This window comes from Nonomuraea jabiensis, from assembly GCF_014204795.1.
Lineage (GTDB): Bacteria > Actinomycetota > Actinomycetes > Streptosporangiales > Streptosporangiaceae > Nonomuraea > Nonomuraea jabiensis.
Genome location: NZ_JACHMB010000001.1, coordinates 9,649,990 through 9,674,845 on the forward strand (window position 1 = coordinate 9,649,990; position 24,856 = coordinate 9,674,845).

Consider the following 24,856-nt stretch of genomic DNA (forward strand, 5'->3'; position numbering starts at 1 on the left):
GGCCGGGCGTGAGTTCCCGTCATCCGAGGCAGGAGCGGACGGCCTTGACCAGGTTCGAGGCCCGCGGGTCGTCGGGCCGGAAGTTCCAGAGGTTGGTGACGTAGCCGAAGCCGACATCGGCATCGGGGTCGGCGAAGCCGATCGATCCGCCGGACCCCGGATGGCCGAACGATCCCGGCCCGAGCATCGGCCCCGGAGGGCAGGCTCGCCCGAACCCCAGCGACATGTAGAAGGAGCGGTCGGCTGGGATGTCCAGGCCCGGCGGCAGGCCGTACATCGGCGTCTTGTCGGTCTGGACGACGGTCATCCTCTCGACCGTCGACGGATCGAGCAGCCGGACGCCGTCGACGTCGCTGACGGTGGCGGCGTACATCCGGGCCAGCGAGCATGCGTCGGCGAGCATGTTCGCGGCGGGGAACTCCGCCGCGCGCCAGGCACGTGTCGTGAAATATCCGGTCGCGTTGTCGAGGGCGCCGCCGAGCTCGCCGGCGCGTATCTGGATCGAGCCCGGGCTCCACATGGATTCGACCCAGGCGGTGACCGTGTCCGCATCGAGCCCAGTGACCTTGATCATGCCGGCGAGCAGCTCCGCCACGCTGAACGCATCGGTGAAGTGGAGCCGGGCCACCCGTTCCTCGTGCTCCTCGGGCAGCCCGATCCAGGCGCTCAGGCCGAGCGGGGCGGCCACCTCTTCGGCGAAGAACGTGCCGAGTGACTTGCCGGTGATCCGACGTACGACCTCCCCGACCAGAAACCCGTAGGTGACGGCGTGGTAGACGTGCCGGGTGCCCGGCTGCCACAGCGGCTTCTGCGCCTCGAGTGCGCGGATGACCGGGTGCCATGCGCAGGCCTGCTCGAACGTCAGCGGCCCGTCGACGATCGGCAGACCGGCCTGGTGTGACAGCAGCCAGCGTACTTTGAGCTGTTCCTTGCCGTTGGCGGCGAACTCCGGCCAGTACCGGGCCACCGGGGCGTCCAGGTCCAGCTGGCCGCGCTGGGCCAGCAGATGGGCACAGATCGCGGTGGCGCCTTTCGTCGTGGATGCGACCTGGACGATGGTGTCCTTGCGCCACGGCCGGTTCGCCTCGCGGTCGGCGAGGCCGGCCCACAGGTTGGCGACGGGGCGGCCGCCCACGTAGACGCTGCACGCCGCGCCGACCTCGCCGGGGGTCTCGAAGTTCGCGTGGAACGCGTCAGCGAGCTTTCCCCAGCCTTCCTCTACACCGTGCTCGAGGTCGTCGCGGGCCTGATTGGCTGTCATTCGGATCCATTCTCTCGATACGGTCTGCCGCTCGGATCGGGTTCCGTTCGCCGCGTTCTGCTGTAGCGGGCGCGGCCTCGAAGGGGTGCTCCAGGGGTGGGACGGCGCCAATGCGCCGAAGACACGCAAGTGGTGCTCGCCGGGCGCGGGCGGCTTGCAGCAGGTGGGAGTGGCGGCGCTGGGTGGCGCAGGCGGTCGCGTGGCGCAGGCGGTCGCGTGGCGCAGGCGGTCGCGTGGCGCAGGCGGTCGCGTGGCGCAGGCGGTCGCCAACCCGCCGCACCGGCGCGAGCTCGTCACGGGTCATGCCGGCCACCGAGCGCCGCGGGCGACCGCGAGGGCGGCTTCGGCGGGAGACAGCCGGCGCGACTCGGCGGGGGAGTGGCAAGCAGGCTGTCGACGGTCAGGCGCCCGAGGTTCTCCTCTGGCTGATGGACTCCTGAAAGATGTCCGCGTTGGTGGGCGAGTCCTTGATCAGGTCGTCGCAGAAGGCAGCGACATCGTCGCCGATGAGTTCCAGGACTCCCTTGCCGTCCGCGACGCCCTCCTCGAAGAAATCGACGATCCCGGAGAGCAGGGTCCCGCCGACCAAGTCGATCGGTCCGACCTTGAAGAGGTACCTCTGCATCTCCTTGTAGACGATCTGATAGTCCCTCGGGAGCGCCTTGACCCGCGCCAGGTGCGCCCGCCACTGCTTCTTGCCCTCGATGATGTCCTGGATGCCCACGTCAGCCTCCTAGCCGGCCCAATTTCCTTGCGACATTCCTGTTCAACTGCTCGCGCCACCGGTCGCGAAAGTTCCGAGCCCCTTGTCCGCCGGCCAGCGCCGCGCAGAAGCCCCCGATGTCGTCACCCAGCACCTCGTGAATGCTCTGTCCATCGGCCGCCGTCTCTTCGAGCAGCCCCAGAGCATTGTCGAGAATCGGCATCAGGTTTCGACCGGTGAAGTCCCCGTAGGGAAAAAGATGAGCCTTGATCTGTTCCCACGCCGCCCGATAGTCGTCCGGCAACTTCTGTGCCCGGACTTCGAACGCCTTCATTTCCCTGGTGAGATCGTTGCCTGTCATGGCGTCCCACAAGTTCATCTTCCGCCCTCCTTGAGCTTGTCGATCCGCGAGGTGATGTACTCCCATTTCGCCCAGAACGTTGCGAGTTCTCTGCGGCCCGCGTCGTTGAGCGCATAGAACTTGCGCGGCGGGCCCAGCTCGGACGGTCGTTTCGTCACCTGGACGAGCCCGTTCTTTTCCAGCCGCAGCAGGATGGTGTAAACCGTCCCCTCGACGACGTCGGCGAAGCCGAGTTCGTTCAGCCGGCGCGTGATGGCGTACCCGTAGGTCTCCTCGCTGCCGATGATTTCAAGCACGCAGCCCTCGAGCGTGCCCTTCAGCATCTCCGTCAGGTCGTCCATCGTGGGTCCTCTTCGGTCTTTCACTACTTTGTACTACCGAGTACCACTACACGGTACCACAAAGTAGTGAACGCGTGCGCCTGTACGAGCCATGACGCGCGTCTTCCTCGAAGTCAGGTCGTGACGGGTTACGCAGATCCGGCGGCCAGGGGAAGGGCGGCCCCGGCGGACCGGGTGACGACGGTCCCGGGGGACGCCCGGACGAGGGCGGCGGCGACCGGCCGCGCCGGACCGGCTGGAAGCGGTTCATCCCCAGCTGGAAGGTCGTGGTCCTCGCCGTCATGGTGCTGGCGGCTGGCCTGTTCGTCATGATCATGGTGGCGTACGCCAACACCCCACTGCCTCTGGCGACCCAGCAGCAGGCCGTCGAACAGGGCAGCATCATCTACTACCGGGACGGCAAGACCGAGATCGCCTGGCTCGGCACCAAGCGCGAGATCGTGCCGATCACCAAGATCCCGCGGCATGTCCACGACGCCTTCATCGCCGCCGAGAACCGCACGTTCCGCACCGACCCGGGCATCTCGGTGTCCGGCATCATGCGGGCGGTGTGGAGCACGGTGACCGGCCAGCAGATCCAGTGCGGTTCGACGATCACGCAGGAGATGGCGCGGGGCTACTACGACGGCCTCAGCCAGGAGCGGACCATTCAGCGGAAGGTCAAGGAGATCTTCGTCTCGATCCGCGCCAGCAAGGATATGTCGGACGAGATCAGCCCGCCGGCCCGTGGCACAGGCCCTCAGCGCCGAACAGCCTGACAGCCCTAGAGGGGATTGTCCCGTAGCCAGGCCAGGACCTGGCCGGCGTGCTCGTTCGGCGGGAAGACCGGGTAGAAGACGTGCTCGATCGCGTCGCCACGGATGATCAGGGTCAGCCGCTTGTACAGCCTCCGCCCGCCGGCCTCGAACGTGGGCAGATCGAGCGCCCGCGCCAGGCTCCGCGCAGGGTCGGAGAGCAGCTGGAACGGCAGGTGCAGCCGCTCGACGACCTCGCGCTGATAGTCGGTGTCCTGGCTCGACAGGCCGAACACGCTCACCGCGCCGGCGGCGAGCAGGTCCTGATGGTGGTCGCGGAAGCCACAGGACTCGGGGGTGCAGCCGCGCGCTCCGGGGATCGAGTCCCAGCCGTCGGGCAGGTCGGTGCCCGGGCGGCCGGTGAGCGGGTAGATGTAGACCACCGTACGGCCCGCGCCGAGCGCGTCAAGGCGGATCGCGGCGCCGCCGGTGCCCGGCAATTCCAGGTGCGGCAGCTTCATGCCCGGCAGATGGGCGGCCGCGCCGTCGTCCTCGGGGACGGGCAGGTCGGCGGGCAGGTTCGTGTGGTCGGTCATCAGGTCCTCTCCTGCGGTGGCCGGTGAGACGCGGCTGCTGTGGTGTTCTCCAGGTGCGCGAGCCGGGCCAAGGACGTCTCTTCGCGCTCTACGCCGACGCCTCGACGGCCGAGCCGGCCGCGGCGCGCTCCCACGTGACGCGGCGGCGCCGGACCGGCAGGCCGAGCGTCGGGTTGGCGACGCTCCAGGCGGCGTTCTTGCAGATCAGCTCCTTGTAGACGGCGGCGAGCCGGCCGGTCAGGACGGCCTGCACGGCGCGGTCGTCGGCGGTGACGTACTGGATCAGCCCCTCCTTGCGGCCCAGCGAGATGCACTGGTTGAAGTAGCGGATCGACACCTTCGGGAGCTTCCCGCCGGTCAGGCGGGCCGCGATCGCGTCGGCGGCCTGCCAGGCGGTCGGAATGCCGGAGGCGCACGACATCCGCAGCGGCTTGTCCCCGGGGCCCATCACCATGGCCGCGTCGCCGATGGCGTACACGTCCGGGTGCGAGACCGAGCGCATGGTGCCGTCGACCACGATCTGGCCGTCGCCGGTGACCTCCAGGGCGGTCGCCTTCGCGATCGGGTGGACCGCGAAGCCGGCGGTCCACACGGTGACGGCGGCCGGGATGGCCGTGCCGTCGGCGGTGGTGACGCGGTCGGCTTCGACGCCGGTGACGGCGGCGTGCTCGTACGCGGTGATCCCGAGCTTGCCGAAGACCTTGCGCAGGTGCTCGCGGCCCTTGGGGGAGAGCCAGTCACCGAGCGCGCCTCGGGCGGCGAGGGCGACGTCGAGGTCGGGGCGGGTCTCGGCGATCTCGGTGGCGGCCTCCACGCCGGTGAGTCCGCCGCCGACGACGACCACGCTCTGCCCGGCGTCGAGGCGGGCCAGGCGCTCGCGCAGCCGGAGCGCTCCGGGGCGGCCGGCGATCTCGTAGGCGTGCTCGGCGCTCCCGGGGACGCCTTGGGCGTTCCAGCGGCTGCCGAGCGCGTAGACGAGCGTGTCGTAGGGGAGCTCTTCGGCGCCGGACCCGGGCGCGTTCAGGCCGACGCCGGACCCGGGCGCGTCGGTGAGGGTGACGGTCCTGCGGTCGACGTCGACGCCGGTGACCTGCGCGAGCCGCAGTTCGACGCCGGTGCCCGCGAACATCTCGCGGAACGGCCGGGGCTTGAGGTCCTGGCCGGTCGCCACCTGATGCATGCGGACGCGTTCGACGAAGTCGGGCTCGGCGTTGACGAGGGTGATGGCGACGTCCTCGCGGCGGAGCCGCCTGGCGAGGCGGCCGGCGGCGATGGCTCCGGTGTAGCCGGCTCCGAGGACGACGATGCGGTGCTTCATTTCCTGCTCCTGTCTGTGTGGTTGCCCTTTGAACCGGGCAGCCCGCCGTTTCCTGACAGGTACGGGATGTGAAGCACCTCACATCCCGATCAGAAGCCGTCGAACAGGGGCTCGCCGTGGTCGGCGAGCGCCCATTGCGCGGTCGCGCGTTCGAGCTTGTCGGGGTTGACCTGGTTGCGGAGCGCGGTGATGCCCTCGGCGGTGACCTCCAGGCACATGATGGCGACGACCCGGCCGTCCACGACGGCCACCACGGCGGGGTCGCCGTTGGCGGTCCAGGCGTAGACCTCGGGCGAGCCGCCGACCAGGGTGCGTTTGGCCTCGGTGGGTTTGAACAGGCCCCGCAGGAACTTCGCGACCGCGACGGCGCCCTCGAACGCCTTGGTGCGGGCCGGGATCTTCCCGCCGCCGTCGCCGACCGAGATGGCGTCCTCGGTGAGCAGGCGTACGAGCGGCTCGGTCCGGCCGCTGGTGGCGGCCGCCAGGAACTCCTCGACGATCCGCCGGGCGGCGGCCGCGTCGATCTCGGTACGGGCCTTGCCGTCCGCGACGTGTTTCTTGGCACGGTGGAAGAGCTGCTGGCTGGCGGCCTCGGTGAGGTCGAGGATCTCGGCGATCTCCCGGTGCGGGTAGTCGAAGGCCTCCCGCAGCACGTACACCGCCCGCTCGTTGGGGGACAGGCGCTCCATGAGGGTGAGGACCGCGTACGAGACCGATTCGCGCTGCTCGGCGGTGTCGGCCGGGCCGAGCATGGGGTCACCGGCGAGCAGCGGCTCGGGCAGCCATCGGCCCACGTAGGTCTCGCGGCGCGCCCGCGCGGAGGTGAGCTGGTTGAGGCACAGGTTGGTGAGGACCTTCGTGAGCCAGGCCTCGTGCACCTCGATGCGGTCGATGTCGGCGGCCTGCCAGCGCAGGAACGTCTCCTGCACGGCGTCCTCGGCCTCCGCGGCGGAGCCGAGGAGGCGGTAGGCGATGGCCTCCAGGCGCGGCCTGGACGCCTCGAACAGGTCGATGTCGTCCGCGGTCAAGGGCATGGCGTGATCCTAGCCCGCGCGGCGCACCCGGACATGGGCGGGCCCCGGCCCGGGTCGGGCGATCCTGGACCGGGGTTCGCCTGCCGGTCAGCTCGACGTGCTCGCGAACATGCCGGGCTCGTAGGAGCCGCCCTGGGTGCGCACGATCACGCCGAGCCGGTTGGCCGCGTTGATCATGGCGACCAGGTACACCAGCGCGGTGATCTGGTCCTCGTCGTAGTGCTTGCGCACCTGGGCCCAGGTCTCGTCGGACACTCCCTGGTAGGCGTCGGCGAGCCGGGTGCCCTCCTCGGCGAGCGCCAGCGCGGCCCGCTCGGCCTCGGTGAACACGGTGGACTCGCGCCAGGCGGCGACCAGGCTGAGCCGGACCGCGCTCTCCCCGGCGGCCGCGGCGTCCTTGGAGTGGTAGTCGACGCAGAAGCCGCAGCCGTTGATCTGGCTGGCACGCAGCATCACCAGGTCCTGGGTGGGCTTGGGCAGCGTCGACTGCTCGATGGCCAGGCTGACGTTGTAGAACCGCTTGCCGAGCTTGGCTCCGAGCTGGTTGGCGTTCAGGTTCATACGGGGTTCCATGACTTCGTCCTTAATCGTTCGCGCGGTGTCCTGACGGCATGGAGATGCCGGCCACCCGTTCCCTGTGACAGCTCGACGATGTGACGTGCGCCACCGGACCCTGTGGCCGGCGCCGCGGGCCTCGCGCGAGCACGTACACGAACAGGACCGCCATGACCACCGCGCCTGCCCACATGGCCTGCCGCCAGCCGGCGACGAAGGACTCCTGGGCGGCCCGGATCAGCGCCTGCGCCCCGTCGGCGGCGACGAGGGCGTTGGCGATGCCCTCGCGGGCGGCGTCGGCGGCGGCGTCCGGTACTCCGCCGAGCCGGGAGTCGATGGCGCCGCGGTAGCCGGCGGTCAGGACCGCGCCCAGCAGCGCGACACCGAGCGCGGTGCCGAACTCCCTGGTGACGTCGTTAAGCCCTTGGAACGTTCCTCGTGCGGGAAGGTCGAGGTGATGACGGCAAGGGTGGCCGGCATGATCATCGCTGCGCCCACGCCGCTCAGGAAGCGCGCGGCGAGCAGGATCCCGGACGACGTGGCCAGGCCGGCCGCCGCGCTCGCCGCTCCGAAGACGAGCAGGCTCGCGAGCAGCACCGGCCTGCGGCCCCACCGGTCGCCCAGCGCGCCGAGCGGCAGGAGCAGCGCGGCCAGGCTGAGGGTGTGGACGTTGATGAACCACAGGACCTCGGTCTGCGAGGCGTCGAACGCGACGGCGAGCTCCGGCTGGGCGACGTTCAGCCCGGACACCGATGCGATGACCGCCATGAGCGCGACGCAGACCCCGGCCAGGATCGTACGTCGTCGTCGTGGGTCGTGGATGGTCGGGTCAGGGGTTTCCCGGGTTCGTGCTCATGATGCCTTTTCAGAAAGCCGTCGGGTGGCGCGTACGACCACGTCGTGGAGGGGGACCTCTCGACCGCCGTGGCCGGTGAGCGTGCGGACGCGCTCTTCGGCGGTGACGATCTCCCACTCCGTGCCGTCCATGCGCGCGGTGATGGCCGCGGAGGTGGCCGACGCTTCGGCAGGCGGGTGGTGCCCGTGGCCGGTCGAGCCCGGGGTGTGCAGGTGCCCCACGATGAGCAGCGTGCCGCCGGGAGCCACCCAGCCGGCGATGCGGTCGTAGAACTCCAGCTGCGGCATCGCCGGGTGGGCGTAGTGGGTCATGACCAGGTCGAACCGCGCGTCCGGGCGCCAGACGCTCAGATCCGCCTCGACCCACCGCAAGCGCTCGGAGGCCCCGCTCGCCGCCGCGCGCTCGGCGGCGCGGGCCAAAGCCTCGGAGGAGATGTCGGCCGCGGTGACGTGCCAGCCGCGAGAGGCGAGCCAGATCGCCTCGGCGCCGCCGCCGCACCCCGCATCCAGCGCCGTGCCCGGTGTCAGGCCGCCGGTCTCACGAGCGAGGTACGGGTTCGGCGGGTTGCCGCCCATGGACCCGGGGTCCCCGGCTCGCCGCTCCTGCCAGTGCCGCTCCCAGAAGTCCTTGTCGAATTCGTACGTCATAAGTGGTTTTCCCTCGTTCGCGATGATCTCTTTGCCGCAGCGCTGTTCATGCTGCTGACAGAGAGGGCAGATGCGCAAACCTTGTTGCCGAATGGCAAAATAGAGGGGTGGACCAGGCCATTGATCGCACGCTTGACGCTGTCGGACCGAGGCTGAAACGCCTTCGGCTGCATCGGGGCGTCACGCTCGCCGACCTCGCGGCGGAGACCGGCATCTCCACCAGCACGTTGTCCCGGCTGGAGGCGGGCCTGCGACGTCCCACGCTCGAGCAGCTGCTCCCGCTCGCCCGCGCCTACGGGGTCACGCTCGACGAGCTCGTCGACGCGCCGCCGACCGGCGACCCCCGCATCAATCTGCGTCCCGTCCCGTGCGGCGACGGCTCGGTCATCCTGCCGCTGACCCGTAGGCCCGGAGGAATCCAGGCCTACAAGTTCGTCCTCCCGACCGGCAGCGACGACGCCGAACCCGACCTGCGCACCCACGAGGGCTACGACTGGGTCTATGTCCTCAACGGAACGCTCCGCCTGGTGCTCGGGGAGCACGACCTCATCCTCAAGCCCGGGGAGGCCGCGGAGTTCGACACGCGTACCCCGCACTGGTTCGGGGCCACCAGCGCCGGGCCGGTCGAGTTCCTGAGCCTCATCGGGAAGCAAGGCGAACGCGCGCACGTCCGCGCGGCACCGAGACAGGGCTGATCAGCGAGGCCGGGGTGATCCCGCTGATGCCCGGCCCGACCACCAGAGCCCGGCGGCCATCGCTGTTGCTTGTGTCCATGAGGCACTACGCCTGGATCAGGCCGAGCTGCTGCAGCTGTGAATGGACGTCGACGACCCCCCAGAGATCGATGATTTGGCCGTCGTCGAAGCGGGCGATGAAGATCTCGTTGTACGTGACGGATCTGCCGGTCGGCGGCATGCCCCGGTACTCGCCGGAGTTGGTCCCCGTGACCGTCTGCCGGGCGACGATCTTGTCTCCATCGGCGAGCAGGTCCTCGACCGTCACGTGAATGTCGGGAAAGGCGCGCAGGAGGATCTCCCATACGCGCTGCTGCGCCTGCACCAGGGTGACGTCGGTCAGGTGCGCCGCGTGGAACCGCCCGTCCGGGTGAATGAACTCGTCGATCGCCTTCGCGATGACCTCCAGATCGCCGCTGTTGATGGCCTCGTGGAAGCGGTGGTACGTCTCCTTGTTGCGTGCTTCCTGAGCTGTTGACATGTCGCCACTCCTGAGAATCGACACAGACCCTGTAGTTACCGACCGGACAGCCCCTCGGATTGTGAGGCCGCGTGGTCCATCATGTCTCTCAGGGCATAACAGCATAGCGATATTGATCTTAGACAAGATAACCGGTGAGCCATAGTGTCGAGCCTGCTCGCGACACAGCGAGATCCGAGTGAGGAGGGATATCGCATGCTCACCATGGCCCCGCAACGGACGACACCGACGGGGTGGACACTGCGGGCCGTCGCCAGCGCCCATGTGGTGGCGATCGTCGGCCAGCCGGTGTTCGCCGGGGTGTACCTGACCGGCGACTTCGACAGCCTGCGCTGGCACGCGATCGGCGCCGACGTGGTCACCTCCATCGGCTACCTGCAGCTGATCGTGGCGATCGTGGCGTGGATCCGGCTGCGCCAGGTCTGGCCGTTCCTGGCCACGACGGCGGTGGTGGCGGCCGAGACGGTGCAGTACTTCGCGGGGCTGGACGGCGCGCTGTGGCTGCACATCCCGTTGGGCGTGATGACGGTCGTCGCGCTCGTCGTGCTGTTCATCGCCGTCTGGAGCCGGCCCCTGCCGCGGCGGGAGGTCCGCAATGCGTGAGCAGGGCTCCCGGGGCCTGACCCGGCGGCGGGTTCTCGGCATCGGCGGGGCGCTCGGGGTGATGGCGGCCACCGGGCTGTCGGCCTCGGCCGCGCTGGCCCGCAGGCCCTCGATCACCGGTGCCGAGCTGCGCAGCGCCGTACCGCTGCCGCCGCCCTTCCAGGTGCCGCTGCCGATTCCCGCCGTGCTGAAGCCGGTCAGCACCTCCGGCGGCGCCGACCGTTACGAGATCACCCAGCGCGAAGCGAGCGCGGAGATCCTGCCCGGTGTCACGACGCCGCTGTGGACGTACGGCGGGACCTTCCCGGGGCCGACGATCGAGTCGCGCCGCGGCCGCCCGGTCACCGTGACGCACCGCAACGAGCTGCCCGTCCCGACGGTCGTGCACCTGCACGGCGGTCGGACCCCGGCGGCCTCCGACGGCTACCCGACCGACCTCGTCCTGCCCGCAGGGTGGCGGGAGCACTCCATGCACATGGGGCACGGCGCCGAGCACGGCATGCACGACCCGAGGGCCGTGGTGACCGAGCTGACCAGGGACTACACCTTCCCGCTGGACCAGCGGCCCACGCTGCTGTGGTACCACGACCACCGGATGGACTTCACCGCCCCCGCGATCTGGCGGGGCCTGGCCGGGCTGCACATCATCCGCGACGACGCCGAGGACGCGCTCGGCCTGCCCGCCGGACCGCGCGAGCTGCCCCTCATGATCGCCGACCGGGCCTTCGCCGCCGACGGCAGCCTCGCCTACCCCGCTCTCGACCCCACCCTGCGCGTACGGCCCGGCGTCCGCGAGCCGTACCTCGCCGGGGTCCTCGGCGACGTGATCCTCGTCAACGGCGCACCCTGGCCCGTGCACGAGGTCGACGCGGCCCGCTACCGGCTGCGCATCCTCAACGCCTCCAACGCCCGCCACTACGAACTCGAGGCGGTCACCGACGACGGGCGCCGCCTCGACCTCGTCCAGGTCGGGGCCGACCAGGGGCTGCTCGCCGCCCCGGTCACCCACCGGCTGCTGCCGATGGCGCCCGCCGAACGCTATGACGTGGTCGTCGACTTCTCCGGCGTCCCGATCGGCAGCCTCGTCAGGGTGGTCAACCGGCTCGGCTCCGGCCGTACCGGCGAGGTGATGGCCTTCCGCGTCGCCCGCCGAGCCTCCGACGACAGCCGCGTCCCCAGCAGGCTGTCCACCGACCTGCCGGATTGGCGGCGTTCGGACGCCGTCAGGGTGCGCGACTTCTCGTTCCGCGCCGGGCAGATGCACGCGGGCCACGGCTGGCTCATCGGCGGCCTGCCGTTCGACCCCGCCCGCTCCGATGTCACCACCCGGCTCGGTGACATCGAGGTCTGGCGGCTGGTCGCCGACGTCCACCACCCCGTCCACCTGCACCTGGCCGGCTTCCGCGTGCTCTCGCGCAGCGGCAGGGCGCCGCTGGCCCACGACGCGGGGCTCAAGGACACCGTCTCGCTCCGGCCCGGCGAAGCCGTGGAGATCATCACCCGGTTCGACGGCTACCGCGGCCGTTACCTCTTCCACTGCCACAACGCCGAACACGAGGACATGGGCATGATGGCCAACCTCGAGATCATCTAGAAGGGCCGTACTTCACATTAGCTCGTGAACAGAGCTAATGTTCTGAGTATGGGCAGCACCGAACTCTCCGACGCTCTCGCGGGCGTCCTGACCGGCATCCAGCGGCTCCTCCGGCGCAGGCTGCGCCGCGGGCTGCCGGGGCCGCGGTTGCGCGGTGCCCAGGTCGAGCTGCTGCGGCTGGTCTCCGACAACCCCGGCATCGGCGTCTCGGCGGCGGCCAAGGAGCTGTACCTGGCGGGCAACTCGGTGTCCACGCTGGTCAACCAGCTCACGACCGCCGGGCTGCTGCGCCGCGAGACCAGCGACAACGACCGCCGTTCCGCCCGGTTGCTGCCCACCCCCGAGGCCCAGGCGCGGCTGCGCGCCTGGGAGGAGCGGCGCGCGGCGCTCGTCCGCGAGCAGGTGGAACGGCTCAGTGAGGAGGACCGGGCCGCGCTGACCGCCGCGCTCCCGGCGCTGCGCAGGCTCGCCGAGGGCCTGCACGAGGAGGTGGGGACGGCATGAGGGACGATACGCCGACGGGTGACGCGGTCACCTGCACCGGCCTGCGCTATTCGTTCGGCGGGACCAAAGCAGTGGACGGCGTCGACCTGACGGTCTGCGCCGGAGAGGTGTTCGGCCTGCTCGGCCCCAACGGGGCGGGCAAGACCACCGCCATCCGGTGCGTGACCACGCTGCTGCCCGTTCCGTCCGGGATGGTGCGGGTTTTCGGGTACGACGCGGCCACCCAGAAGATGGCGGTGCGCCGCCTGCTCGGGTACGTGCCCCAGCAGCTGTCGGCGGACGCGAGCCTCACGGGCCGGGAGAACGTCTCCCTGTTCGCCCGAGTGTTCGACGTCCCACGGCGCGAGCGCGCGGGGCGGGTCGGCCAGGCGCTGGAGGCGGTCGGGCTGGCCGACGCCGCCGACCGGATGGCCGGCACGTACTCCGGTGGCATGGTACGCCGCCTCGAACTCGCCCAGGCCCTGGTCAGCGCGCCCCGCCTGCTCATGCTGGACGAGCCGACGATCGGGCTCGACCCCATCGCCCGCACCAGCGTCTGGGAGCACATCATGGCGGTGCGCGCCGCCACCGGGATGACCGTCCTGGTCACCACGCACTACATGGACGAGGCCGAACAGTACTGCGACCGGGTCGCGCTCATGCACAAGGGACAGGTACGAGCCCTCGGCACCCCGGAGCGGCTCATCGCCGACCTGCGCGAGCGGCGCGGTGACGGCGCGGTGCCGACGCTGGAGGACGTGTTCCGCGACGTCGCCGGAAGCGGCCTCGACGAAGGAGGAGGGGAGTTCCGCGATGTCCGCCGTACCCGCAACACCGCCTCCCGCGTCGGCTGACAGCGCCGGCGCGGGCGGCCTCGACCTGCTGCTCGTCCCGCCGCGCGCCCGTACGGGGTGGCGCGTGCTGCCCGCCAGGGTCGCCGCGATGTGCGTGGTGGAGCTGCAGAAGCTGCGCCACGACCGCACCGAGCTCTACACCCGCGCGATCCAGCCCGCCCTGTGGCTGCTGATCTTCGGTGAGACGTTCACCCGCATCAAGCTGATCCCCAGCGACGGCATCCCGTACCTGGACTATCTGGCCCCCGGGATCATCGCCCAGTCCACGATGTTCATCGCCATCTTCTACGGCATCCAGATCATCTGGGAGCGCGACTCCGGGGTCCTGACCAAGCTCCTGGTCACGCCGACCCCGCGCGCCGCGCTGGTCACGGGCAAGGCGTTCGCCGCCGGCGTGAAGGCGATGATCCAGGCGGTGGTCGTGATGCTCATCGCTGCGCTCCTGGGCGTCAGCATGACCTGGAACCCGCTGCGCCTGGCCGGCGTGATCGTGGCCGTGCTGCTCGGCTCGGCGTTCTTCTCCTGCCTGTCGGTGACGATCGCCGGGATCGTCCTGACTCGCGACCGGCTGATGGGCATCGGGCAGGCGATCACGATGCCGCTGTTCTTCGCCTCCAACGCGCTCTACCCGACCACGGCCATGCCGGACTGGCTGCAGTACGTCAGCGCGGTCAACCCGCTCAGCTACCAGGTCGACGCGCTGCGCGGACTGCTGCTCGGCGTACCCTCGCACCTGCCGCTCGACTTGGCGGTGCTGTTCGCGGCCACGGCGGCCGGCATCACGGCGGCGTCCGTGCTGCTGGGCCGGCTGGCACGCTGATTGGCGGCGGGCCGCCGGGCTCGATCGGGGGGTCACATGTCGGGCACGGCACGGTCACCGTGTGGTCCGGGCTCGAACGCCGTCACTGATCTTTCCGTCGGAAAGGTCATGACACGTCACCGTGCACTTCTCGCCGTCCTGCCGCTGTCCGCCGTCCTGCTGACCGCCTGCGCCGGAGCGGGTACGCCCCGCGCCGGCGCGCCCGAATCGAAGTCCGAAGCCCAGAGGCAATCGGGGTTACGCGCGGGCAGCGTCGACGACAACGCCGCCTTCACCGCCTACCTGGACTACCGCAAGAAGTTCGCCGCCGGCGAGCAGGAGGTGCGCGACGCCGATGTCAGCGAGCGCAGGATCGTGACCGTGACGGATCGGCGCGGCCGGCCGCTGTTCGGCGCGACCGTACGGGCCGGGGATCAGAAGGCGCGCACCTACGCCGACGGTCGCGCGCTGATCTTCGGTGACGGCCGGATCACCGTCTCGTACGGCGGCGCCACCGCCGCGGCCACCGGCCGCGCGCCCAAGGTCAAGCTGCCCGTCACCGGAACGGAGGGGCGGGCCAGGCTGCAGGTGCTGTTCCTCATCGACACCACCGGCTCGATGGGCGACGAGATCGACCGCCTGACCGCCAGCGTCGACTCGGTCGCCGCCCGCATCGCCAAGCTGTCGGCCGGGCCCGAGCTGGAGCTCGGCATGACGCTCTACCGCGACCGGGGCGACGAGTACGTCACCAGGACCACCGACTTCACCGCCGAGGTGGGAACGTTCCGCGAGCAGCTCACCGAGGTGCGGGCCGAAGGCGGCGGCGACACCCCCGAGGACCTGAACGCCGCGCTCGCCGAGGCGCTGGCCAAGCCGGCCTGGCGCGAGGACGCCGTCAAGCTGGTCTTCCTCATCGCCGACGCCCCGCCACACCTCGACTACGACGGGCCGGACTACCTGACCGAGGCCCGCCGGGCCGCCGAACGCGGCATCAAGATCGAGCCGATCGCCTCGTCGGGCCTGGACGACCAGGGCGAGTACATCTACCGCCAGCTCGCCCAGCTCACCATGGGCCGCTTCACCTTCCTCACGTACGGGGCCGACGGGGTCTCGCCGGGTGACAAGACCGAGCATCACGTCTCGGAGTACGCCGTGCTGGCCCTGGACGACCTGGTGGTCAAGCTGGTCGCGGACGAGCTGAAGCCGCTGTCCGGCTGACCGCCCTCCGCGGAATCGCACGCCTTCTCGGGTCACCAGCCTGCCGCGGTGCAGAATTCGTCCCCTACGCCCGGAGCTGTTGGCCAAGGGTCGTAGCAGGCTTTCCACGGCCCTCCTTGGCTCCCGACCGTGGCGGTGTCGTAATTGCCGTTCCGAGGGATGTTGACCACGGCGGTCTTGGTGCCGGCGGCGCTTCTGAGGAATAGCTGGTCGCCTTCGAAAGCGCCCACCGCCTGCCCGTGATAGCCGTTCCTTGTTCCGCCGGTGCCGTCGCAGTACCAGAGCCGTAACGATCCCCCGTGTGTGTCGGCGACTATGCGGCAGGGAGCCAGGGCGGTGGCTCCTGCCGTGGTCGGGGTCGCGAACAGCGCTGCTCCTCCGAGGATTGCGGAGGTGGCTGCGAGGGCGAGTTTGCTGGTCCGCATAAGCACTCTGCTTTCCCTTTCGGTTACCCAGGTGGCAATGCTCGCTATCCGACTTGAAAGGAAGTCTGGATGATGACGGTCAATGGACGACAGGGCGCGGACCGGACATTCATCGGGCATTTCCCGCGTCCGGAATCATTTCTCGGCGGTGGCCGAGCGCATCATCGGACCGTCGCTCCTAGGAAGACCGCTCCGTTACTGGGCCATCGAGGGCGATGGCAGTGTGGAGGCGCGTCCGAACGAGGAAGAGCGGTGATCAGGCGATGAAGGCGGTGCGGTTCCACGAGTACGGCGGGATCGATGTCCTGCGGGTGGAGGAGGTGGAGCGTCCGGTGCCCGGCCCCGGGCAGGTGCTGGTGGAGGTCCGCGCGGCCGGGATCCAGCCCGGCGAGGCGATGATCCGGCAGGGCGCGCGGCACGGGCGCTGGCCGGCGACGTTCCCCTCCGGGCAGGGCAGCGACCTGGCCGGCCTCGTGGTGGAGGTCGGTCCGCAGGTGCGCGGTGTCGCGGTGGGCGACGAGGTTCTCGGCTTCACCCACAGGAGGGCGAGCCACGCGGAGTTCGTCGTGGTGGACGATGTGCAGCTGACCCCGCGTCCGGAGGGGCTGTCCTGGGACGTGGCCGGGTCCTTGTACGTGGCCGGCACGACGGCGTACGCCACCGTGTTCGCGGTCGACCCCGGGCCGGGCGACACGGTCGTGGTGTCCGGTGCGGCGGGCGGAGTGGGGTCGCTTGCCGTGCAGCTCGCGCGGCGGCGCGGCGCCACGGTGATCGGGCTGGCCGGCGAGCCGAACCACGCGTGGTTGAAGGAGCGCGGTGTCGTTCCGGTCGCGTACGGGGAAGGCGTGGCCGAGCGGATCCGGCGAGCCTGCGGCGGGAAGGTCGACGCGTTCATCGACACGTTCGGCGACGGCTACGTGGAGCTGGCAGTGGAGCTGGGCGTGCGGCCGGAGCGGATCAACACGATCTGCGCCTGGGAGGCCGCGGCCAAGGTCGGCGCGCGTACTGACGGAGAAGGCGCCGCGGCGTGCGCGGTCGTGCTCGGCGAGCTGGCCCGGCTGGCCGCGCGCGGGGAGCTCGAGGTGCCGATCGCCCGTACCTATCCGCTGGAGCAGGTACGGGAGGCGTTCCGCGAGCTGGAACAGCGGCACGCGCACGGCAAGATCGTCCTCCATCCTTGAAGCACGCGAGCCTTCCGGCCGTCGGCTGGTCCTACGGCGCGCCGGTCGCGCTGCACTGGGCCGGCCGGAATCCGGAGCGCGTCCTGGGGGTGGTGTCCGTGGACGGCGCGTACCCGCACGGCTGGACCGACACCGTCACCCCGGAACGGATCCGTAAGCTGTTCCGCCACAAGGACGAGATGCGCCAAGTATCGATACCGGTAGTAGCGCAATAGGTTATCGTGTGGGCATGGCCTCGACCGCCTCCGCCAGACCACCCGGCCGCCCGCGCGCCGGCGTCAACGACGTGGTCTTCGCCGCGACGCTGAGCACGGTCCAGGAGCTCGGCTACGCGCGTGCCACCGTCGACCGCATCGCCGCCGCGGCAGGGGTCGCCAAGACGACGATCTACCGCCGCTGGCCGTCCAAGGGCGCGCTGATCGTGGACTGCCTCCTGGACGTGTTCGGCCCGGTGCCGCTGGAGGGCACCGGGCGGGCCGAGCTCATGTCCTCGGCCATCCACTGGATCGCGGGGAAGATCAGCGAGCCCGGGGTCGGCGACGCGTTCGCCGGCGTGTTCAGCGACGCCGTCAGCGACCCGGCCCTGCGCGAGATCCTGTCCACGCGGTTGCAGGACCCCTACCGGCTGGCGCTCCAGGACGCGCTCGGCGAGCCGGAGGACCGGGTCCTGTTCTTCATCGACGTCGTCGTGGGCACCCTGCTCCACCGGATGGGCATGACCGGCGAACCGATGGTGGAGGCCGACGTCGCCGCGCTGGTCGAGATGGTCCTGTCGCACTTCGCCGACGACCCGGCCTGACCGCCGATCGGGGCGCCGGCCGGACGGCTCACCCGGGATCCGGGCGAGCCGTCCCGAGCTCCCGGCCCGGCCGGCCGGGGTCGACTTCGGTCACGGCCGCCTTGCCGTCCAGCTCCCAGCCCTTCCCGTACGCCGCGGCGAACGCCTCCTCGCCCAGTGCGGCCCGCCCCCGGCGGGTGAGCTCGCGAACCTGCTGATCGGTGCGGTCGTGCGTGCCACGCAGCCGGGAAGCGGCGCCGAGCAGCACGGCCGACTCCTCATGCCGCCCGCGCGCCTCGGCGAGCGCGGCCGCGGTCACCGCCACCAGCGACAGGATCGGCAGGTCCCGGGCCTCCAGCGCCGCCGCGTACGCCCTGGCCAGCATCTTCTCCGCGCCGGCCAGGTCGCCCAGCTCCAGGCGGAGCGCGGCCCGTACGTTGCCGATCAGCGTCCGCACGTGGTCGCCGGGGAACGTGGTGTCGCCGCGCAGACCCCGTTCGGCGTCGTCGAGCAGTTGCCGCGCCCGGTCCAGGTCGCCGTGCCGCACCCAGAAGCTGGCCTCCCGCGCGTCGACCAGGATCAGCATCTCGTCCGAGGCCGCGCGCCGGGCCCGCTCCCGGGTCGAGCCGATCATGGCGATCGCCAGGTCGGTGTCGCCGCGCCGCACGTGCAGGTCGATCCAGCGAAGGTCCCTGTACACCTCGTCGCGCAGGCTGAGCGTGCCGAACTCGGCGGCCAGCGTCCGGGCCTCGTGCAGGTCGGCCAGCGCGCCGTCGAGGTCGTCGTCGTACTCCCGCAGCTGGGCGCGCATCGGCAGCGCGCCGGCCTGGCCCCAGCGGTCGCCGGCCTGCCGGAAGCGGGCCAGGGCGGCCTCCACGTGGGCGCGCACCGTGTCGAGCTCGCCCGCGTTCTCGGCGAACCTGGCCCGGAACAGGTGGGCCAGCCCGGACAGCCAGACGTCGTCACCGCCGGCCAGCCGCTCGATGATCGCGAGCGTGGCCGTCTCCTCCTGCAGGAGCGCGGTGAGCACGCCGTACGGTCCCGGCAGCTCCGGGTACGCGAGCAGCCGCCCGGCCAGCTCGCGCATCCGCGCCCGGTCGTCCGCGGCCTCCTCGGCGGTCATCCGCGGCCGGGCCTCGGCCCGGTCGATCAGGTAGATCGCGTGGGCGCAGTCGCGGGCGGGCGTCGGCTCGCCGCCGGGCACCGCCAGCGCCTCGCCCAGCCAGTAGGCAGCGTCGGGTTGCCGGCCGAGCATCTGCCAGTACCAGGTCAGGTTCAGGGCGAGCGCGACCGCGCCGGGGGCGTCGCCGGTGTCGCACCGCCGGCGCAGGGCGGCCAGCGCGTTGTCGTACTCGGCGCTGATGACGCGCATGGCCGCCAGCTGGCCGGGCCCGCGCAGCTGCGGGTCGTGGCGGGCCATCAGCTCGGCGAAGTAGCCGGCGGCCAGGTCGCGGACGGTGCCGAGGTCGCCCGTCTCGGCCAGGCGGTCGGTGCCGTACGCGCGCAGCGTCTCCAGCATGCGGTAGCGGCCCGGGTCGGGCGCCAGCTGCAGCAGCGACCGGTCGACCAGGCCCGCGAGCAGCTCGGGGATCTCGGCGGGCGGCACCGCAGTGCCGGCGCAGAGCGCGGTGGCCGAGGCGGGCGTGACGCCGCCGGGCAGGATCGAGACGCGTTCGGCGACCGTACGCTCGTGCTCGCCCAGCAGCTGCCAGCTCCAGGCGATGACCGCGCGCAGCGTGCGGTGCCGGGGCAGCGCGGTGCGGCTGCCGGTGGTGAGCAGCCGGAACCGGTCGGACAGCCCCTCGGCCAGCTCGGGCAGCGACAGCGTCCGCAGCCGGGCCGCGGCCAGCTCCAGCGCCAGCGGCATCCCGTCCAGGCTGCGCACCACCCGCAGGACCTCGGGCAGCGTCGTGTCGTCCACGTCGAAGCCCGGGCGCACGGCCGCGGCCCGCTCGGTGAACAGGCGTACCGATGCCGCCCGCCGGGCCTGCTCGACGCCGTCGTCCGGCCCGGGCAGCGCGAGCGGGCCGAGCGGGACCAGCGCCTCGCCGTCGACCGCGAGGGGTTCGCGGCTGGTGGCGAGCACGCGCAGCCCGGCGCAGCGCGACAGCAGCGCCGCGACCAGGTGGGCCACGGCGTCGATCAGGTGCTCGCAGTTGTCGACCAGCAGCAGGCTCTCCCGGCCGCCGAGCCGGTCGGCGAGGACGTCCAGGTCGTCGCCCTCGACGCGCGTCCGGGCCTCGAACATCGCGCCGCCGCGCAGCCCGGTTCCGGCGAGCACGGCCGCGCCGACCTTGGCCGGTTCGGTGACCGAGGCGAGGTCGATCATCCAGGCGCCGTCGCGGTATCCGTGGCGGTGGCGGCGGGCGGCCTCGACGGCCAGCCGCGTCTTGCCGGCGCCGCCGGGGCCGAGCACGGTGACCAGGCGCCCGGCGGCGAGCAGCACGTCGATGCGGGCGAGGTCGTCGTCGCGCCCGATGAAGCTGGTCAGCGGCGCGGGCAGGTTGCCCGCCCTGGTCTGCGCGGCGTCCGGGGCGGGCCGCTCGGCGCGCAGCAGGCGCAGGTGGCGCTCGTGCAGGGCGGCGCCCGGGTCCGTGCCGAGGGCGTCGGCCAGGGTCTCGCGGACCCGCTCGTACAGGGCCAGGGCCTCGGCCTGGCGGCCCTGGGCGGCGAGCGCGTCCATGAGCAGCGCGGCCGCCCGCTCATGGACGGGGTGCTCGGCGAGCAGGGCGGTCAGGCGGGCGGCGGCCGTGTCGGCCCGGCCGAGGGACAGCTCGGCGTCGGCGAGGTCGGCGACGGCCTCGACCGAGGTGTGGGCCAGCCGGGTCGCGGCGGCGGGCGCCACCGCGGCGACGACCGCGGGCTCGGCGCCGGGGCGGTCGCCCCACAGCGCCACGGCCTCGCCGAGCACGGCCGCCGCGGCGGCCGGGTCGCCGGCGCGCAGGCGGTCGCGGCCGGCGGCGGCGAGCCGCTCGAACCGCAGCGCGTCCACGTCGGCCGCGTCCACCTCCAGCCGGTAGCCGCCCGCGACCTGCGCGACGTCGCCGGCCGAGCCGAGAGTCCGGCGCAGCCGCGAGACGAGGGCCTGCAGGGCGTGGGCGGGGCCGGCCGGCGGGTCCTCGGGCCAGATCGCGTCGACCAGGACGCCCGGCTCGACCGCGCGCCCGCCGGCGAGCGCCAGCCGGACGGCCAGACCCTGCAACCGCGCGCCCCGGACGGGCAGGACGGCGTCACCGCGAGACGCCTGAAAGGCGCCGAGCAGCGTGAGGCGAAGCCGCGCGTCCCCGTCCATCTCCCGATCCTCGCGCACCCACCCTCGACTCCCCAAATCACCGCAGGGCGGAAGTGTCAGCGCGGTGTGTGCCCCGTGTGTGCCCCGTGTGAGCGGCCCGCGCCAGTCTTCACCTGCCTGCGAGAGCAGGCTTTCGAAGGGAGTTCTCGTGCATGATGTGGTGATCGTGGGCGCCGGCCCGGTCGGTCTTCTCCTCGCCTGCGAGCTTGGCCTCGCGGGCTGTTCCGTCCTGGTGCTGGAGCGGGAGGCGGAGCCGCGCTCCCCGTGGAAGGCGGATCCGCTGGGGATGCGGGGCCTGTCGGCCGCGTCGGTCGAGGCGTTCTACCGCCGCGGGATGCTGCACCCGCTGCTGAAGGCGTCGGGCGTCGACGACTATCCCGGCGCGGACGAGCCGGTACGCCCTCGTGGCGCGGGCCACTTCGCCGGCATGATGCTCGATCCCGCCAAGATCGACCTCGCCGCCCTGCCCGTCCGGCTTCCCAGCCCGGCGGCGGAGGGCGTGATGACGAACCTCGAAGCGGTCGAGACGGTGCTGTCCGAGCGGGCCTCCGTACTCGGCGTGGAGATCAGGCGCGGCGTCGCGGTCTCGGCCATCACGCAGGACGGTGAGCTCGCGGTGGCGCGGGCCGGCGAGCACGAGTACGCGGCGCGCTGGGTCGTCGGCTGCGACGGCGGGCGCAGCACGGTCCGCGGCCTCGCGGGCTTCGCTTTCGCCGGCACCGAGCCGCAGTTCACCGGCTACGTCGTGCTCGCCACGATCGCCGATCCCGAGAAGCTGCGCCCGGGGTTCAATCTGACGCCGACAGGCATGTACCTGCGGACGCCCGCGCCAGGGTACGTCGGCATGCTGGAGTTCGACGGCGGCGCCTTCGATCGCACGCAGCGGCCGACCCGCGAACATCTCCAGGCGGTTCTGCGCCGGGTGTCCGGCACCGACGTGACGCTGAGCGACGTCCATCTCGCCTCCAGCTTCACCGACCGGGCGATGCAGGCGACGACGTACCGGCAGGGGCGCGTCCTGCTCGCGGGCGACGCCGCGCACATCCACTCTCCGCTGGGGGCGCAGGGGCTCAACCTCGGCCTCGGCGACGCCATGAACCTGGGGTGGAAGCTCGCGGCGACCGTGCACGGCCACGCGCCGGACGGGCTGGTCGACACCTACACCCGCGAGCGCCATCCGGTCGGCTCCTGGGTGCTCGACTGGACGCGCGCCCAGGCGGCGGTCATGCGGCCGGACCCGCATGCCCAGGCGGTCCAGGGGCTGGTGCGCGACCTGCTCGGGACGCGCGACGGAACGACCTACGTGTTCGAGAAGATCTCGGGCTCGTCGATCCGTTACGACCTCGGCGACGAGCACCCGCTGGTCGGCCGCAACGCCCCCGACCTTCGTCTTGAGGACGGCACTCGCCTCGGCGACCTGATGCAGGACGGGCGCGGCGTCGCGCTCGATTTCAGCGCCGACCGGCGCCTGCGCGCTTCGGCGATGGGCTGGGGGAGCCGGATGCGGTACGCGGCCGGGCCGGCCAGGAACGACCTCGGGCTGGGGGCGGTGCTCGTCCGGCCTGACGGCGTGGTCGCCTGGGCGGGTGATCGCGTCCCCGATCGTGAAGCGTTCGAGCGGGCCGCCGACCGGTGGTTCGGCAGCCCGGCGATCTGAACGCTCCTTACAGAACAGCAGGTCAGGACTCCAGGAAGTGGAGCACGGCCAGCACCCGGCGGCTGTAGCCGGTCGTGTGCGACAGCCGCAGCTTGTCGAACAGCGAGTTCACGTGCTTCTCCACCGCGCTCTGCGACACGTGCAGGGCCTGGGCGATCGAGGCGTTGGTCAGCCCCTGCGCCATCCGTTCCAGCACCTCCCGCTCCCGCGCCGTCAGCCGGGCCAGGGGATCGACCTGCGTCGTACGGGCCAGCAGCTGGCGCACCACCTCCGGGTCGAAGGCCGCCCCGCCCGAGCCCACCCGCTCCAGCGCGTCCAGGAAGTCGCCGACCTGCGCCACCCGGTCCTTGAGCAGGTAGCCGACGCCCTCGACGTCCGCGCTCATCAGCTCGGTGGCGTACCGCTTCTCCACGTACTGCGACAGCACCAGCACCTTCACGGCGGGCCAGCGCCGCCTGATCTCCAGCGCCGCCCGCAGTCCCTCGTCGGTGTGGGTGGGCGGCATGCGGACGTCCACGACCACGATGTCCGGCCGGTGCTCGGCCACCGCGGTGACCAGCGCGTCGCCGTCGCTGACCGCGGCCGGCACCTCGTGGCCCTCCTCCAGCAGCAGCCGCACCAGGCCCTCGCGCAGCAGCGTGGAGTCCTCGGCCAGGATCACCCGCACGGCAGCACCGCCGTGATCGTGGTGGGCCCGCCGATCGGGCTGTTGACCTCGAGGCCGCCGTCCAGCGCCGCGACGCGTCTGGCCAGCCCCGACAGGCCGCCGCCGGCGGCCTGCGCGCCGCCCGCGCCGTCGTCTCGCACCCGTACGAGCACCGCAGCGTCCTCCTCGTGCACCTCGACCGTGATGAGCGTGGCGCCGGCGTGCTTGGCGGCGTTGGTGACGGCCTCGCACACCACGAAGTACGCCGCCGTCTCCACCGCCATCGGCGGCCGACGCCGCAGGTCGCAGGCTACCCTGACCGGTACGCTCGACCGTTCGGCCACCCCGGCCAGCGCCTCGCCCAGGCCCAGGGTGTCCAGGCCGCTGGGGTAGACCCGCCAGGCCACCTCGCGCAGCTCGGCCAGCGCCTGCTGCGCCTCCTGGTGCGCCTGCTCCAGCAGCTCCGGCCGGCCTCTCCTGGCCCGTCCGACCAGCATCGACAGTGCCACCAGGCGCTGCTGCAGCCCGTCGTGCAGGTCGCGTTCGATCCGGCGGCGTTCGGAGTCGACGGCGGCCACGATGCCGGCGCGGCTCTCGGCCAGTTCGGCGATCCTGCGTTCGAGGGCCTGGGTCGGGTCGGGGGCGAGCATGCGCAGCGCCAGCCGCCGTTCCAGCGCGTGCACGCCCACCACGCCCGACAGGTCGAGGAACAGCAGGACGATCCCGCCGACCATGATGTAGGCGACCAGCGGGATCGAGGGCGCCATCCCGTCGAACTGCTCGCCGCGGACCCAGGCGGCGAGCAGGCGGACGCCGATGTCGGTCCCGAAGACGAGCAGGGCGACCACCAGCCCGCCCAGCACCCCCACGGGGACGCGGGCGGCCAGGTAGGGCACGGGTCTGCCGTCCTGGAGGGTGTCGGGGTCCAGGCGCAGGCGGCGCGCCTCGAGGCGGGCCAGCCGGCGGGCCGCGGCGGTGACGTTCGGATTGCTCAGCAGCGGCAGCGCCAGCAGCAGGAAGATCAGTTCGGCCAGGGCGGTGACGGCGCCCAGCGTGACCGCGCCCAGCAGCCGCAGCCCCTCAGCGGCGACTCGCATGCCTGCCCTTGCGCCGCTCGGTCAGCCGCACGGCGACGAACACCACGATCGCCAGCACCACCAGCCCGAGCACCACCTTGGAGCCGATGCCGACGTAGGCCTCCACCAGCGACCAGTTCTCGCCCAGCAGGTAGCCGGCCATCACAAAGATGGTGTTCCAGATCAGGCTGCCGGTGGCCGTCAGGAGCGTGAACGGCACCAGCGGCATCCGCTCGACGCCCGCCGGCACGGAGATGAGGCTGCGGAAGAGGGGGATCATCCGCCCGAAGAACACCGTCTTGCGGCCGTGCTTGAGGAACCACGCCTCGGTCTTCTCGATGTCGGACGTCTTGACCAGCGGCAGCTTGGCGGCGATGGCCAGGGTGCGTTCGCGGCCGAGCAGCGCCCCCACCCAGTACAGCGCCAGCGCCCCGATCACGGAGCCGAGCGTCGTGCACACCAGCACGTCCAGCAGGTCCATCTCGCCTCTGGACGCGGTGAAGCCCGACAGCGGCAGGATCACCTCGCTGGGCAGGGGAGGGAAGAGGTTCTCCAGCGCGATCGCGAGCCCGGCCCCGGGCGCGCCGAGAGTCTCCATCAGTCCAACCAGCCAATCAGTCATGAGGTAA

The 24,856-nt window shown here is 71.7% G+C and carries 27 protein-coding genes; 12 read left to right on the forward strand and 15 right to left on the reverse strand.

Features of this window, described 5'->3' with window-relative positions:
* Nucleotides 1-19: 19 nt before the first annotated feature.
* From HD596_RS44110 to HD596_RS44125, 4 genes are all read right to left on the reverse strand, one after another.
* A complete protein-coding gene (locus HD596_RS44110) occupies nucleotides 20-1,261 on the reverse strand; it encodes a serine hydrolase domain-containing protein (protein ID WP_185075329.1) in 1,242 nt (413 codons plus the stop codon).
* Nucleotides 1,262-1,661: 400 nt separating this feature from the next.
* Nucleotides 1,662-1,985 (reverse strand): DUF1048 domain-containing protein, encoded by a 324-nt coding sequence (locus HD596_RS44115; protein ID WP_185075330.1) that lies wholly within the window; start codon nucleotides 1,983-1,985, stop codon nucleotides 1,662-1,664.
* Between the two features lies 1 nt (nucleotide 1,986).
* Nucleotides 1,987-2,343 (reverse strand): DUF1048 domain-containing protein, encoded by a 357-nt coding sequence (locus HD596_RS44120; protein WP_185075331.1) that lies wholly within the window; start codon nucleotides 2,341-2,343, stop codon nucleotides 1,987-1,989.
* Nucleotides 2,340-2,666, reverse strand: coding sequence for a PadR family transcriptional regulator (locus HD596_RS44125; RefSeq protein ID WP_185075332.1), 327 nt, complete (start codon nucleotides 2,664-2,666; stop codon nucleotides 2,340-2,342). Before HD596_RS44125 ends, HD596_RS44120 begins: the two co-directional genes overlap by 4 nt.
* Nucleotides 2,667-2,932: 266 nt before the next feature.
* Between HD596_RS44125 and HD596_RS44130 the strand changes: the two genes are divergently transcribed.
* Nucleotides 2,933-3,424 (forward strand): transglycosylase domain-containing protein, encoded by a 492-nt coding sequence (locus tag HD596_RS44130; protein WP_185075333.1) that lies wholly within the window; start codon nucleotides 2,933-2,935, stop codon nucleotides 3,422-3,424.
* A gap of 5 nt (nucleotides 3,425-3,429) precedes the next feature.
* Here HD596_RS44130 and HD596_RS44135 read toward each other — a convergent pair whose 3' ends face one another.
* The 6 genes from HD596_RS44135 to HD596_RS44160 all read right to left on the reverse strand — a co-directional run bounded on the left by HD596_RS44135 (nucleotide 3,430) and on the right by HD596_RS44160 (nucleotide 8,406).
* A complete protein-coding gene (locus tag HD596_RS44135) occupies nucleotides 3,430-3,996 on the reverse strand; it encodes a peroxiredoxin (RefSeq protein WP_185075334.1) in 567 nt (188 codons plus the stop codon).
* An 88-nt stretch (nucleotides 3,997-4,084) separates the two neighbouring features.
* Nucleotides 4,085-5,314: an NAD(P)/FAD-dependent oxidoreductase gene (locus HD596_RS44140; RefSeq protein WP_185075335.1), complete on the reverse strand. Its 1,230-nt coding sequence runs from the start codon at nucleotides 5,312-5,314 to the stop codon at nucleotides 4,085-4,087.
* Between the two features lie 89 nt (nucleotides 5,315-5,403).
* On the reverse strand, nucleotides 5,404-6,348 hold the full coding sequence (locus HD596_RS44145) for an RNA polymerase sigma-70 factor (RefSeq protein WP_185075336.1): 945 nt from the start codon (nucleotides 6,346-6,348) through the stop codon (nucleotides 5,404-5,406).
* An 87-nt stretch (nucleotides 6,349-6,435) separates the two neighbouring features.
* Complete coding sequence (locus tag HD596_RS44150) at nucleotides 6,436-6,921, reverse strand: carboxymuconolactone decarboxylase family protein (protein WP_185075337.1); 486 nt, start codon at nucleotides 6,919-6,921, stop codon at nucleotides 6,436-6,438.
* Nucleotides 6,922-7,260: 339 nt separating this feature from the next.
* Nucleotides 7,261-7,671: an MFS transporter gene (locus HD596_RS60850; protein WP_221519841.1), complete on the reverse strand. Its 411-nt coding sequence runs from the start codon at nucleotides 7,669-7,671 to the stop codon at nucleotides 7,261-7,263.
* An 84-nt stretch (nucleotides 7,672-7,755) separates the two neighbouring features.
* A complete protein-coding gene (locus HD596_RS44160) occupies nucleotides 7,756-8,406 on the reverse strand; it encodes a class I SAM-dependent methyltransferase (protein ID WP_185075338.1) in 651 nt (216 codons plus the stop codon).
* Between the two features lie 107 nt (nucleotides 8,407-8,513).
* Here HD596_RS44160 and HD596_RS44165 point away from each other — a divergent pair, with 107 nt between their 5' ends.
* The gene (locus HD596_RS44165) at nucleotides 8,514-9,101 is read left to right on the forward strand and encodes a helix-turn-helix domain-containing protein (RefSeq protein WP_185075339.1); all 588 of its coding nucleotides are present in this window, start codon (nucleotides 8,514-8,516) and stop codon (nucleotides 9,099-9,101) included.
* Nucleotides 9,102-9,186: 85 nt separating this feature from the next.
* Here HD596_RS44165 and HD596_RS44170 read toward each other — a convergent pair whose 3' ends face one another.
* On the reverse strand, nucleotides 9,187-9,621 hold the full coding sequence (locus tag HD596_RS44170) for an ester cyclase (protein ID WP_185075340.1): 435 nt from the start codon (nucleotides 9,619-9,621) through the stop codon (nucleotides 9,187-9,189).
* A gap of 195 nt (nucleotides 9,622-9,816) precedes the next feature.
* On the opposite strand from HD596_RS44170, the gene HD596_RS44175 reads away from it, so the two are divergent.
* From HD596_RS44175 to HD596_RS44215, 9 genes are all read left to right on the forward strand, one after another.
* Entirely contained in the window at nucleotides 9,817-10,224 is a 408-nt protein-coding gene (locus HD596_RS44175; protein WP_185075341.1) for a hypothetical protein, read from the forward strand.
* Nucleotides 10,217-11,818, forward strand: coding sequence for a multicopper oxidase family protein (locus HD596_RS44180; protein WP_185075342.1), 1,602 nt, complete (start codon nucleotides 10,217-10,219; stop codon nucleotides 11,816-11,818). Before HD596_RS44175 ends, HD596_RS44180 begins: the two co-directional genes overlap by 8 nt.
* Nucleotides 11,819-11,866: 48 nt before the next feature.
* On the forward strand, nucleotides 11,867-12,322 hold the full coding sequence (locus HD596_RS44185; protein WP_185075343.1) for a MarR family winged helix-turn-helix transcriptional regulator: 456 nt from the start codon (nucleotides 11,867-11,869) through the stop codon (nucleotides 12,320-12,322).
* Nucleotides 12,319-13,155, forward strand: coding sequence for an ABC transporter ATP-binding protein (locus HD596_RS44190; protein ID WP_185075344.1), 837 nt, complete (start codon nucleotides 12,319-12,321; stop codon nucleotides 13,153-13,155). The genes HD596_RS44185 and HD596_RS44190 overlap by 4 nt, the downstream gene beginning before the upstream one ends.
* Complete coding sequence (locus HD596_RS44195; RefSeq protein WP_185075345.1) at nucleotides 13,115-13,975, forward strand: ABC transporter permease; 861 nt, start codon at nucleotides 13,115-13,117, stop codon at nucleotides 13,973-13,975. Before HD596_RS44190 ends, HD596_RS44195 begins: the two co-directional genes overlap by 41 nt.
* A 108-nt stretch (nucleotides 13,976-14,083) precedes the next feature.
* Nucleotides 14,084-15,172 carry a VWA domain-containing protein gene (locus HD596_RS44200; protein ID WP_185075346.1) on the forward strand — a complete coding sequence of 363 codons (1,089 nt, stop codon included), beginning with the start codon at nucleotides 14,084-14,086 and terminating at the stop codon, nucleotides 15,170-15,172.
* A 688-nt stretch (nucleotides 15,173-15,860) separates the two neighbouring features.
* Nucleotides 15,861-16,778, forward strand: coding sequence for an NADP-dependent oxidoreductase (locus tag HD596_RS44205; protein ID WP_185075347.1), 918 nt, complete (start codon nucleotides 15,861-15,863; stop codon nucleotides 16,776-16,778).
* The gene (locus HD596_RS44210; RefSeq protein WP_185075348.1) at nucleotides 16,775-16,993 is read left to right on the forward strand and encodes an alpha/beta fold hydrolase; all 219 of its coding nucleotides are present in this window, start codon (nucleotides 16,775-16,777) and stop codon (nucleotides 16,991-16,993) included. The genes HD596_RS44205 and HD596_RS44210 overlap by 4 nt, the downstream gene beginning before the upstream one ends.
* A gap of 14 nt (nucleotides 16,994-17,007) precedes the next feature.
* Entirely contained in the window at nucleotides 17,008-17,577 is a 570-nt protein-coding gene (locus tag HD596_RS44215) for a TetR/AcrR family transcriptional regulator (RefSeq protein WP_185075349.1), read from the forward strand.
* A gap of 28 nt (nucleotides 17,578-17,605) precedes the next feature.
* Here HD596_RS44215 and HD596_RS44220 read toward each other — a convergent pair whose 3' ends face one another.
* Nucleotides 17,606-20,848: an AfsR/SARP family transcriptional regulator gene (locus tag HD596_RS44220; protein WP_185075350.1), complete on the reverse strand. Its 3,243-nt coding sequence runs from the start codon at nucleotides 20,846-20,848 to the stop codon at nucleotides 17,606-17,608.
* 148 nt (nucleotides 20,849-20,996) lie between these two features.
* Here HD596_RS44220 and HD596_RS44225 point away from each other — a divergent pair, with 148 nt between their 5' ends.
* Complete coding sequence (locus tag HD596_RS44225) at nucleotides 20,997-22,505, forward strand: FAD-dependent monooxygenase (RefSeq protein ID WP_185075351.1); 1,509 nt, start codon at nucleotides 20,997-20,999, stop codon at nucleotides 22,503-22,505.
* A gap of 22 nt (nucleotides 22,506-22,527) precedes the next feature.
* Here HD596_RS44225 and HD596_RS44230 read toward each other — a convergent pair whose 3' ends face one another.
* The 3 genes from HD596_RS44230 to HD596_RS44240 are packed head-to-tail and all read right to left on the reverse strand — an operon-like array spanning nucleotide 22,528 to nucleotide 24,849.
* Complete coding sequence (locus HD596_RS44230; RefSeq protein WP_185075352.1) at nucleotides 22,528-23,172, reverse strand: response regulator; 645 nt, start codon at nucleotides 23,170-23,172, stop codon at nucleotides 22,528-22,530.
* The gene (locus HD596_RS44235) at nucleotides 23,163-24,248 is read right to left on the reverse strand and encodes a sensor histidine kinase (RefSeq protein ID WP_185075353.1); all 1,086 of its coding nucleotides are present in this window, start codon (nucleotides 24,246-24,248) and stop codon (nucleotides 23,163-23,165) included. Before HD596_RS44235 ends, HD596_RS44230 begins: the two co-directional genes overlap by 10 nt.
* Nucleotides 24,232-24,849, reverse strand: coding sequence for a DedA family protein (locus HD596_RS44240; RefSeq protein ID WP_185075354.1), 618 nt, complete (start codon nucleotides 24,847-24,849; stop codon nucleotides 24,232-24,234). The genes HD596_RS44235 and HD596_RS44240 overlap by 17 nt, the downstream gene beginning before the upstream one ends.
* Between the last annotated feature and the right edge of the window lie 7 nt (nucleotides 24,850-24,856).